This window comes from Streptomyces sp. NPDC044064, assembly GCF_056434245.1.
On sequence record NZ_JBWKFN010000016.1, the window covers coordinates 153,905 to 166,075 of the forward strand.

The window sequence follows — 12,171 nt, forward strand, 5'->3', positions numbered from 1 at the left end:
ATGGCCGTCAGGACACGCGGCGGACCGACGGACGCCGAGGAAACGGGCTTGGGCGGCCTGATCGCAGACGCGGGGGATCCTTACGGGGAGCATCCGCTGCTCACCTCCGCCATGGCGGAGGACTACGAGGCTGTGCCTGCCATCGAACGCGATCGATTGCGGCGGTACCTGGAAGCTGTCGTCGCGGTTCGCCGGGCTCCAGTGCACGCCGCCGTCGCTTTCAACGCCGTCTACTTCGGCTACGACCTCGGTGGCGAAGGGTACGGCCGCAGCCCTCTGCGGCTGGACGACTTCCCCACGGTCGCCCTCGGCGAGTGTGGACCGGCCCTCCCGGTAGGGGCGATGGCGCGCATTGCCACGGGATCCGACCCGCTCTACGCCGAGATCGTCTACAAGGAGGGCGCCCACCCCGGCATCGGCGACCTGGGCGAAATACCGGCTTGGGTGTCCGGTGCACCTGCGGGTGCCGAGGGACCGGGCGAGCCGGGTTCGGGCGAGTCCCCGGCGCGTCGTGAACTCCTGGTCCCGGACCCGCACGCCTTCGGTCCTGGCCTGAGCCTGTCGCCGGCCCAGCTGCAGCGATTACGGACCCACCAGCGATGGATCAACGAGGACGGGCACGTGGTCGTCGACGCCTGCTACCCGTCCCGGGAAGCGGCCCGGCGCACCGACCTTGAGGCCTATGCCGAGTACCTGCTGACCACGGCGCGGGCGCAACTTCTCAGTCCATTCGTCCCCGTGTCGTTGACGATGCTGGTGGACGGCGGGGACGACGACGGGCTTCGCGCGGGCCTGCTCCGACTCCTCGACACGGTGGGCCGGGTGCTCGCCTCCAGCGAGCGGCTGCGTATGTGGGGCCCGTACGCCATCACGCGGGAGTCGCTGGCCTCGTGCTGGCGCGGCACCGGTCCACTCGGCGGCGACGATCTCAGAACCCTCGCAGCGGCGGTCGAGCGCGCGGCGGTACCGGCGCGGCGTCGTTACGGACTGGCCGCACCGGTCACTGTCTACACGGCCGTCGGGCCCCGGCTGCGCGCATTCCCCGGGGCCGGGGAACTGATCAAGGGCGTGGACTACGCGGCGGCGGTGTGCCGGGCGAACGTGACGCTCGCGGACGTGGTCCAGCGGGACAGTGAACAGGGCCTGTTCGCGAACGGCACCCGGGTCACACTCGACGACGCCTTCGAAGGAGGAGGCGTCTGGCGTTCCCACTTCCCGGGTGACGCGGAGGAGCCGACCGACCCGATGATCCCGGTCGGCCGGGGATGGGCGTCCACGACGCCATCGGCATCCTCGCCGGAGCCGGAGCCGGAGCCGGAGCCGGAGCCGGAGCCGGAGTTGGAACCCGTTGATGCGCCGCTTGCGGATGATGAGACCCTCGGGCCGAGTGAGCTGGTACGGAGTGGTGGCCCTGAAGTCGTCTGGCGGCTGCCCCTGCGCCTGGCTCATCTGATCGATGCCTGCCTCCCCCTGCATCCGCTCGTCGCCGAAGAACTGCGGGAGACGTACGGACGCGAGTCGACAGTGCGGCTCGAATTCCTCCACCTCGGCGGCACGGTGGAGGACAACGAAGCCCTTCAGCACGTGGTCGCCGAGCTGGGCGACGGCTTCGGCCGCCTCACGGGAGTCACCTGGCCCGCCGACTTCTTTCCCGGCCTGCTGCTCGAACTCCACTGGTCCCGGGGCAGGCAGGTGCTTCGCATCAGGACGATCCCACTCGACCACCGGGTGAGGGTCGGCGACCGCACGACGGGCCACTGCTATGACCCGCTCGTACTCACCCGAGAAGACGTCCCGGGCAGCGACCGCCATGGCGACTCCGCCGCGGGCCTTTCGCCCCGACAGATGGTGATGCGCGTGGTGCGCCGCTGTGGGCTGCTGACGACGGACGGCCATGCCTTGCTCGACCGAGCCAACCTGCCCGTCGCCGCCTACGGGCAGCGACCGCCTCGGAGTCAGGCCGCCGCACTCGACCGCGCTGCGGCGGATCTGCTTGCCGAGGGACTGCTCGAGCCGGCCACCGGCAGCCGCGATGCCACGGGGCAGCCGCAGTTCCCGGCACGGCCGGGGGAGCGGCGGATCCCGCTCATCGGTTACCGGCCCGCCCGAGTGCGCGTCACCCGGCCGTGGGGAGCCACGGGCCTCGCAGCCGAGCCGATGCGACTGCAGCACGTTCCCGGCCATCTGCGTCGCCTGCTTCCCGGCCGCTCGCCGAGCGAGGCTCAGCGAGCCGCCTTCCGCGACCACTGCCGCAGGCTGGGCAAGGCGGACGGCTGGGAACTGCCCGACGGCTACACCTTCGTGACCGAGCACATCCGCGGTCGCTGAGCCGAAGAGCTTCACCTACGGCCGTACACCTCCCGCGCGGGACAGCCGGTGTCCGGCGAACCACCCAACCACAGAACGGAGGCGCCCATCCATGCAGGACCGCTACCACGTTGTCGCGGGGCCACCGATGTCCCCGCCCGGCGTGTCGGTCGAGAGCCTGGAGGCTCTGGCCACGGCACTCAACGCACTGGGGCAGCCGACGAGGGCCGCCTTGGACCAGCTGACGGCCGGCATGGTCGAACTGGCCTTCAACTCGCTGCGCCCCAAGGACCGTCAGGATCTCCTCGGCAGCCTGGCCATCCGCATGGCGGCCCCACGGCGGGCGGGCAACGCATTGTGCCGGGACGTGCTCGGCAGGCTGCGGCGCGAGACACGCCAGCACGCTTGCACATGCGGTGCCCGGGCTCTCACCCAGACGGTGATGAACGACGTCGGCGCAGCCGCACTCCCCGAGGCCCAGGGCTCCGATCCCGTGACCAAGTGGGGCAGGAAGCTGGTACTGACCGCGATGTTCGCCTGGTGCCAGGCATCGGTCGCCGACGCGCACGTCCTCGCCTGGGCCGCGGACCAGGACTGGCTGGGAGCGGTGACCGAACTGGGGATCGACGAGCAGCACCTCGGCGCCATCCGCTCCGCCGCGCGAGCGGTCGTCGAGGCGCATCCGGGCTTCACTTTTGGAGACCACGAGCAGCAGGAACCGGCCGGTGCGCCGGCCGCCGCGCCGTCGGCTCAGGACATTCGTGTCCCGGAGGTGTCCGCCCAGCAGAAGGCCGCGCAAGAGAGCGTCACCGAGCCGGAGACCGCGTGCCGACGGCTGGCCACCGCTGTCGCCGAGGCCTCGAGTGCGGCACGGCGGGTGACCGCGGCGATCGAGGACGGCCGCCCACCCGCCGAGACCGACCTCACACCCCTGACCGGGCTCCGGGACGTGTTCGGTGACGTACGCTCCGCCTTCGCCGCTGCGGGGGTCACCACGGTGCCACTCCGCCTTGAGGACATGACACGGGCCGCCGACGCCCTCAGGGAGATGCGCGACCGTGACCGCGCCGCCCGGGAGGTGCTCCGGGAACTCCTTTCCATCGGCTGCGCGTCGGACAGCCCCGCCGTCACCGCCGCGGAAGCCGTACGCGAGTGCGCCCAGCATCTTCTTCACACGCCGGAGTGGGGAGACACGGAGACACAGGAGAGCGGTGCGCTCGCCGCGCTGGCCCAACTCATCCGCCTGGGGCGCCAGGCCGATGCCGCCGCGGAGATCCTGGCCCTTCAGGAACGGGTCGTCCGAGTGCTGCCCGTGTGTGCCACCGCGGTAGTGATGGCGAACGAACTCACCCTGCCCGACCGGGCTGAGGCAGGAACCGACTCCACCTCGACCCGGGCGGAAGAGACCTGCAAGCCGCATCCCGGCACCAACAGGGACAGTGTCGGGGCCGACGGCCCGTATCCCAACGGGGCAGCCGCGGACAGCGCCGCCGTTGCCCAGTGCGGCGCGGACAGGGAACGAGATGACGACGCCGTGTCCGCAGCCGCCCCCTTCGACGCGCACGGCGCGGTGAGCCCCGAAACTCGCAGCCACGCCGTCGACAACACCACCGAGGGTCCCGCAGAAGTTCCTGAACCTGGCGTCTCGAGTGCCGCGGTCGACGAAGCGTCGCCCTCCGCCGCACCCGGCACCACCGTCACGGACGCGAAGATCCCTCAGCCCGTTTCACCGACCGAGGACACTGCGACCGCCCCCGCGGTTCCAGGCGCGGCGGAGCGACAGAGCCACCAGGCCACGGATGCCGGCGCTCCCAGCGTCGTGATCGGCAGGCAGCAGGCGGGCGAGACATCAGAAGACACGACGGCCCTCGGGAACACCGGGCAAGCGGCCGAGCATGCCCTGGCACGCCTGATCGCCGAGCGGCGCTTCGGACTCGCCCACCATGTGGCGCGAGCCGCCGGCCGTCCCGAGCCGCAGGTGGCCGCCCTCCGTATGGCAGGTGCAGCAGCTCTGCTCACCGCCGGTACCGGCCCCTGTGCCCGGCTGGTCGCGGAGCTGCTCACCCAGCAGGCCACTATGGGCGGCCGCGACTTCGAGGCCAGTGAACTCATTCTGCTGCCCGCCCTGCTGCGCGCCGCCCTGGTCACTGGTGACCATGTGGCCGGGGCCCAGCTCAAGGACATGGTGCCCAGGCTGCCGGACGCGCTCGGCGAGGTCGCGGCCGCCGTGGCGGACCGTGCGCTCAGCGGTGCCTTGATGATCGCCTCCCCGCTCGTTGTCATCGCCGACGTGTCGGAGACGGAGGCACGGCTGAAGGCACTGCGCGAGCAGAGCGTCACGCTCACCGCTCCGCAGCGTCTCCGATTCGCCCGGGCGACCGAGATTGTCAAGCGGTGGCTGGCTCATGACGGGCTGCTCGGATCAATGCTCCAGGCCGTGATCACCGATGACCGCGACGCCTTGCCGGACACCCGGGGAAAGGCTGAGCGCCTGTCGAAGCTGTCCGAGGTCAACAGCGAGATCGACCGCATGGACCGCAAGCTTCGCTCATCCAGCGGTAAGCCGCTGCAGGGAGCGGGACGGCAGGACCTGGTTCATGTCGTCGAGCGGGCAGTGGCGCTGGCCAGGGAATGGTGCCTGACGGTCGACAGGGCGCGCGGGACCGAGCGGTCCGACGCCCACCGAGCCACCAAGGAGATCTCGGCCCTGCGCCAAGCGGTGCTGGGTCATCGGGCCACCGTCATGCGGGAACTCGAAACGCTCGCCAGGAGGCCCGGCACGACGGCTGCGCCGGCCACGTGGGCGGCACGCAGTTCCATGGAGGAACTCTTTGCCCTCCTGTCTGGCGACGCCCGCTCGGCAGCCCTCGGCCGCCGTGCATCCGACCCGGAACTCGTCCTGGACGCAGAGCTGCTGAAAGTCTGTGACACGCTCGCCGAGCGGCCTCCGGTCGACCGGCTTCTGACGGCCGTCGACCGCGGATGGGAGGAGGCCCTCGACGAACGGTTCGCCCACGATGCCTTCGGCGCGGCCCGCGTCATCATGAAGCTCGCGGAGCAGGGAGCGCTGCCGGGGCAGGACGGCGCGATGGTCGGCGCGCCGACGTGGGCGGAGGCCGACGAGCGGGAGACCGCGAGGCGTGCCTCCCTGGCCGCGGAGCACGCAGACCTCGTGGCCGAGGTTCATCGTGCGCAGGCCGATGGAGCGGTGACGGACGATCAGGACCTGCGACTGCAGGAGCTGCTGGCGGACGCCTATGCTCGCCTCGATGATCCGGACCGGCACGACCTGAGCGACGTCCGTCGGGCTCTGGTAACGGTGCGAGCCGACCTGCCCGCCTACCGCCAGGAGGCGGCCGCCCGCATCCGGGCGCGGCTCGACGCCCTGGACGTCACGGACGAGGAACGGGCGCAGGTGTTGCGGCACTTGAACACGGGAGGGCTCGCGACCGCGGCAGACCTCGTCTATTTCCTGGAGATCGGTGAACCTGTACCGGAGATCGAGGCCGGCGAGTCCCACCTGATCGAGTTCTTCCCCGTGGTTCCCAAGGGCCTGTCCAAGGGAGTCGACCAGGAACTCGTCGACCTGGTCCGCTCGGGTGGAAAGCACCCCACCGTCGACGTCCTCGACTACGGGAACCTGTCGAGCGACGAGGCGGCACTGGCGGCAGACGCCCTGAGCGACTGGCGCGAGCTGGGCGCCACGGAGCAGAAGGACCGCGGGAGCATTTCCCGGTTCAAGCTGCTCCCGGCGCTCAAGCTCCTGGGATACGACGCCAAGACCGGCCGCTGGCTGGACGAACTGTCGCAGCAACGCCGTGAGTACCGCTTCTTCGAAGCCACCGGCGTGGAGGTCAACGGGCGAGCCAAGGTGCCCGCCTACGGCTCTCAGATCAAGGAACAGGGCGGAACCCTCCGCGTGCTCATGGTCTGGGGCCGCCCGCCTGCCAAAGTGGTCATGAGTCTCGCAGGACGAGACCCCAGCGGGACCTGTCTTTTGGTCTTCTATTTCGGCACCTTGAGCCCGACGGCCCGCGCGGAACTCGCCGCGGGAAGCGACCGCCTGCAGCCGATGCTGGTCGTAGATGACGCGGCCCTGGCCTATCTGGCGGCCCGCGGCAACCGGCAGGTCAGCACAGCCACGCAGACCCTCCTGCCGTTTTCCGGCGTCAACCCGTACATCAGGGAGAAGCGCGGACGGATCGGCAGGGAGATGTTCTATGGACGGGACGCCGAACGCCAGAGCATCCTCGACCCGCGCGGCACCCAGGTCATCTTCGGCGGCCGGGGCCTCGGCAAGTCGGCACTGCTCAGCGATGCCGGGGAACGCTTCATGGAGCAGCGCTCCGGATTCCACCAGTCCGTGTACATCAACCTGGACCAGGAGAACATCGGCAAGGGAAGCTCCCTCGGTCCGGAGGCACTGTGGAGCGTCCTGGACCGGGAACTGACCGATGTCCAGGTGCTGGGCCGGCAGCAGGGCGGCCGCAAGTCGCCCAAGAGGGACCACTCCGAACGGGTGCGTACGGGAATCCGAACGTGGCTCGACGGTGACTCCCGGCGCCGCCTGCTCATTCTGCTCGACGAATGTGACCAGTTCTTCGAGGCGGACGCCCCGCGATTCGACCAGACCAAGAAGCTGAAAGGACTCGGGTCCGACACCAAGGACCGGGCCAAGGTCGTCTTCGCGGGCCTGCACTCCGTCCAGCGCTTCTCGAAACTGGCGAGCAACGGCCCCTTCGGGCACCTCGCGCAGACGCCCAAGGTCATCGGGCCGCTGGCCCCGCAGTTCGCCGCCGACCTTCTGGTGGAGCCGATGCGGGCGCTCGGCTTCGAGTTCGACGACGTGGACCTCGTGAACCGGGTGCTCGGCTTCTGCTCGTATCAGCCCTTCCTGCTGCAGATGTTCGGACACCGCTTGGTCGAGGTGATGCATCGCAAGCGGGCGCGGCGCGGAGCGGACGGACCGCCCTTCACCGTGGCGGTCGCCGACATCGAGACGGTGGAGTCGGACGCCGCCCTCAGGACGGGCATCTCGGCCGCCTTCAAGGACACGCTGAGCCTGGACCACCGGTACGACGTGATCGCCAACGTATTGGCGTACCACGCGCGGCACCGAGGCCTGGAAATGCGGCTGAGCGACGCAGAGTTACGTGAGGAGTGCGAGACCTGGTGGCGGAAGGGCTTCGAACGGCTCGACACCGAGGGATTCAGGGCCTACCTCTCCGAGATGGTGGGACTTGGCATCCTGGCGCCCAACCATGATGGCCAGGGGTGGCACCTTCGCGGCCCGAACGCTCTGCGCATGATCGGCACCCCCCACGAGGTGGAGGCCCGTCTGCTGAGGGCCGAACGGGACTGCAAGCTGGAGGAGAGCATCGTCCTGGAAGGACGGCCCGAACTGCCCGACGGGCGCTCCGCTCCGCTGACGATCACCCAGCTCGACGACGTGCTCGGTGAGCGGACGAATCAGACGAGGGTCGTACTCGGCACACCGGCCACGGGCGTGATGGACGTGGGTGACACGCTGCGTACGGTCACCGAGCGCATCGACGGCTGGACCCTGCCGCCGATCGGCCGGCCTAGCGTCTTCAAGCAGGAGCTGCTGGGTGGACAACCCCGTGAACGACGGGTGATCATCAGTGACTTCGCGCGCTACCCGGCCAAGCCGGAGACCTGCCGTGACGCAGTCGAACTCGCGAACCGCCTGCTGCCCACCATTCCGGGCGTCACCCGGGCTGTCGTGCTGGTGACCGACGTCCGTCAGCTGGACCTGTGGCGCGCTCTCCTCACCGGCGATCAGCAGATGCCTGCGGCTCCCGTCGTACTGCGCCGCCACGACCGACACAGCCTGCGGGGCTGGGCACAACGCCTGGGCGAAGGGTTCAACACGGAGGAGCGCCTTGAGCGGCTTCACGCCCTAACCCGTGGGTGGCCTTGGCTCGTCGACCAGGCGCATCGGCTCTACCGCGAGCTGGGTGACCCCGACAAGGTCCTGAGTAGTCTGGCCCGCCTGCTTACTGACAGGTCGGAGGCCCACGCCTTCGTCAAAGCGACGGGTGTGCGGACGGATCCGGCGCTTGCCGCGGGGTATCAGGCCATTGACAACGAGTTCAAGGGTGACCCGGCCGACGCGGAGGACATCGTGACGGCCATCGCCTACGAGTCCGGCGGTGACGAAGAGGAAGCCCGATGGGTCTTCGCCTGCCTCGACGCCCTGCAGGTCTTCGATCGGGAGGAAGGCGGCCGGCTGCGCCTGGAATCGTTGCTCCGGCAGTGTCTGTCACTGGGCGCTTGACCACATGGCCGGGCCCAGGTGGTTCGGCTCAGTGAAGATCGTGTCCGCTGCTCCAGGTCCGCGGAGCGGCGGGCACGTCCGCTGATCAACCAACTGGCGGCGCCCTCCTCGATGCAGTGCCCTGGTTGGTCCTCGCCGCCATACCGGGGCGGTCCTGGTACTTCCAAGAGGCGGGTGACTGAACACGACACCGCCGCCGCACGTATGCGCCGGTCGTGGGAAGATCCCTCAGCATGAACGCATCCCCGGCAGTGAGGAGTCTGCGTGCCGCGGTGTTCGCCGCGGTGTGTGTGCTGCTGGCTGCCACGGGGCACGGGCTTGCCACCGGTGACATGCCTCCGGTGTGGGCGGACGGCGCCGGATTCCTAGGTGTCTTCGTCACCGGGTGGCTGCTTGGAGGTCGGGAGCGGGACCTGCCGGGGATCGGGGCGCTCATGCTCGCCACGCAGGCGGGTCTGCACATCGCCTTCGACGTCGCGCATCCGCACGCGGTCGTGTCCGCGCACGGTATCCCGATGAGCTCCTTGGACGACGACGCCGTGGCGCACGCACACACGGTGTCCGCGCTCACCTCGGCCGCCCTGGCCCACGCGCACGAGATGGCCACACCCGCCACCCTTGCCCACCTCCTCGCCGCCCTCGTCGCCTCCTGGTGGCTGCGGCGCGGCGAGGCCGCGCTGTGGGCGCTGCTGCGGCGTGCGGTCGCGTTCGTGCCGGGGCTCGTCGCCTGGTGGCGGGTCGCCCCGCTGCCCGACCCCGCCGGGCGCACCCTCTGTCTCCCCGCCGGCCCCGGGCCGGTCCGCCGGCCGACGCTGCGGCACGCCGTCAGCCGGCGCGGGCCACCGGCCCCGATCCCGTACCCGAGCTGACCGATCAACACCCCTCAGTCGTACGGAGATCCACTCACCCATGTCCAAGCACATGACCTCGACACGCACCACTCTGCGCCGCGCCGCGGCCGTCACCGCCCTCGCCGCCGCCGGAGTGCTTGCCGCGGCCGGTGGCGCCTCCGCGCACGTCACCGTCCACCCGGAGAGCTACGCCAAGGGAGCCACGGACGGCCTGCTCACCTTCCGTGTGCCCAACGAGGAGGACACCGCCTCCACCACCAAGGTGCAGGTCTTCCTGCCCACCGACCATCCAGTGCTCGGTGTGCTGGTCCACCCGCAGGACGGCTGGACCGCCAAGGTGACCACCACCAAGCTCAAGACGCCGGTCAAGACCGACGACGGCACCATCACCGATGCGGTCTCCGCGATCACCTGGACCGGTGGGAAGATCGGCGCCGGACAGTACGAGGACTTCGATGTCGCCTTCGGCCAGCTGCCGGACAACACCGACCAGTTGACGTTCAAGACGCTGCAGACCTACTCCGACGGCAAGGTCGCCCGCTGGATCGAGGAGTCGGCCGGCGGGGACGAGCCGGAGAACCCCGCCCCCGTCCTCAAGCTCACGGCCGGCGGGGACAAGACGGCGCCGGAGGCTTCGAAGAGCAGCTCGGGCAGCACCTCGAAGGCCGCCGACTCGAGCGACTCCACGGCCCGTGGCCTCGGCGTCGCCGGACTGGTGGTCGGCGTGCTCGGTCTCGCCGCCGCCGCGTTCGCGATCGTACGGAGCCGGTCCGCACGGTCCTGACCGCATACGGAAGGGCCCGGACCGGCGAACGGTCCGGGCCCTTCCGTATGCGCCCTCAGCGCCCTGCCAGCTCCAGCACCCTGTGCTCCGCCGGCACCTCCGCGACCGTCGTACGCGAGTTCCGCCACAGCCACAGCACATCCCGGCCGAACGACCACACCAGCGAGCCCAGGGCCAGCAGCACGACCGCCAGGTTGGCCGCCCGCGGCAGCAGATCGGCGCCCGCGAGCAGCAGGCAGATGCCCTGGAGCGCGGCGACCGTCTTGCGCGCGAAGGACGGCGGCAACGGGGCGTTCAGCCAGGGGGCGACACGGGCCGCGGCGACGAACCCGTAGCGCATGCCGCCGATCAGCAGCACCCACGGGCCGAACTGCATGGACACGTACACGCTCAGCACCAGGATCAGGAACGCGTCCACCTCCATGTCGAAGCGGGCGCCCAGCGCGCTCGAGGTGCCGGTGCGGCGGGCCACCTTGCCGTCCACGCCGTCCAGGATGAGCGCGACCGCGGTCAGGCCGACCAGCAGCGTGACCGGCGGCGAACTCTCGAAGGAGTCCGCGACCAGCGCGGTCACCCCGCCGACCAGGGTGGCCCGGCCGAGGGTGACCCGGTTGGCGGGACCGAAGGAACTGAGCCGGGAGCGGTGCAGAGCGCGGGAGAGGACCGCCCAGGTGGCGAACGCGAAGGTGAGCCCGGTCAGCCAGCCGGCCGGCCCCATGCCGATCGCCGTGCCGAGCAGGGCCAGCAGCAGGATCTGGACGCCCGCTCCCACGGCGGTCTCCTGCTGAAGCCTTGCGTCAAACGTGTTGTTCAGGGCCACCGCGCATTCCTCCGGCCGAGTGACAGAGTCGATCAACGCCGCGTACTGTGCGCGGCCTGTGCACTTCTCGGTACGTGAACAACTTCCCTATCGTTCAGGAGGATGCCGATGAACCACTCGGCCCGCGCGTTCTGGCTCCGCTCGCCGGGGCACGGCGAGATCCGTGACGTCACCCTCACGGAGCCGGCCGAGGGCGAGGTACTGGTCCGCACGCTGTACTCCGGAGTCAGCCGCGGCACGGAGACCCTGGTCTTCCGCGGCGGGGTGCCCGAGTCCCAACACGCGGTGATGCGGGCGCCGTTCCAGGAAGGCGACTTCCCCGGGCCGGTGAAGTACGGCTACCTGAACGTGGGCGTCGTCGAGGCGGGGCCGCGGGAGCTCGTCGGGCGCTCGGTGTTCTGCCTGTATCCGCATCAGAGCCGTTACGTCGTTCCGGTGAGCGCCGTCACCGTCGTACCCGAGGAGGCGCCCGCCGAGCGGGCCGTGCTCGCGGGGACCGTGGAGACCGCGGTGAACGCCGTCTGGGACGCGGCGCCCCAGATCGGCGACCGGATCGCGGTGGTCGGCGGCGGCATGGTCGGCTGCTCGGTGGCCGCGCTGCTGGCCCGCTTCCCCGGCGTACGGCTCCAGCTGGTCGACGCCGACCCGGCCCGCGCGAAGACCGCCGAGGCCCTCGGCGTGGACTTCGCCGCACCCGGCGACGCCCTCGGCGACTGCGACCTCGTCGTCCACGCCAGCGCCACCGAACAGGGCCTCACCCGCTCCCTCGAACTCCTCGCCGCCGAAGGCACGGTCGTCGAGCTGAGCTGGTACGGCGACCGGCGCGTCGCCCTGCCGCTCGGCGAGGCCTTCCACTCGCGCCGGCTCACCGTGCGCAGCAGCCAGGTCGGCACCGTCTCCCCGGCCGCACGTGCCGGCCGCGGCTACGCCGAACGGATGGCGCTCGCCCTCGACCTGCTCGGCGACCCGGCCCTGGACGCCCTCGTCACCGGCGAAAGCGCCTTCGAGGAGCTGCCGGAACTGATGCCGAAGCTCGCCGCCGGCGAGATCCCCGCCCTGTGCCATCGCATCAACTACACCGGCAACGGCCTGACCTGAGAAAAGAGTGAGA

General features: G+C 70.5%; 6 protein-coding genes. 5 read left to right on the forward strand and 1 reads right to left on the reverse strand.

Annotation, left to right across the window (positions count from 1 at the left end; translation table 11 throughout):
* From AC07DS_RS25785 to AC07DS_RS25800, 4 genes are all read left to right on the forward strand, one after another.
* Complete coding sequence (locus AC07DS_RS25785) at positions 1 to 2,328, forward strand: hypothetical protein (RefSeq protein WP_479148885.1); 2,328 nt, start codon at positions 1 to 3, stop codon at positions 2,326 to 2,328.
* Positions 2,329 to 2,419: 91 nt separating this feature from the next.
* Positions 2,420 to 8,605 (forward strand): hypothetical protein, encoded by a 6,186-nt coding sequence (locus tag AC07DS_RS25790; RefSeq protein ID WP_479148887.1) that lies wholly within the window; start codon positions 2,420 to 2,422, stop codon positions 8,603 to 8,605.
* 233 nt (positions 8,606 to 8,838) lie between these two features.
* Positions 8,839 to 9,474, forward strand: coding sequence for a hypothetical protein (locus AC07DS_RS25795; protein WP_479148889.1), 636 nt, complete (start codon positions 8,839 to 8,841; stop codon positions 9,472 to 9,474).
* A 52-nt stretch (positions 9,475 to 9,526) separates the two neighbouring features.
* Complete coding sequence (locus tag AC07DS_RS25800; RefSeq protein WP_479149005.1) at positions 9,527 to 10,240, forward strand: YcnI family protein; 714 nt, start codon at positions 9,527 to 9,529, stop codon at positions 10,238 to 10,240.
* A 55-nt stretch (positions 10,241 to 10,295) separates the two neighbouring features.
* Here the strand turns inward: AC07DS_RS25800 and AC07DS_RS25805 are convergent, their stop codons facing one another.
* On the reverse strand, positions 10,296 to 11,060 hold the full coding sequence (locus AC07DS_RS25805) for a CDP-alcohol phosphatidyltransferase family protein (protein ID WP_479148891.1): 765 nt from the start codon (positions 11,058 to 11,060) through the stop codon (positions 10,296 to 10,298).
* 108 nt (positions 11,061 to 11,168) lie between these two features.
* Here AC07DS_RS25805 and AC07DS_RS25810 point away from each other — a divergent pair, with 108 nt between their 5' ends.
* The gene (locus tag AC07DS_RS25810; protein WP_479148893.1) at positions 11,169 to 12,158 is read left to right on the forward strand and encodes a zinc-dependent alcohol dehydrogenase; all 990 of its coding nucleotides are present in this window, start codon (positions 11,169 to 11,171) and stop codon (positions 12,156 to 12,158) included.
* Positions 12,159 to 12,171: the final 13 nt, after the last annotated feature.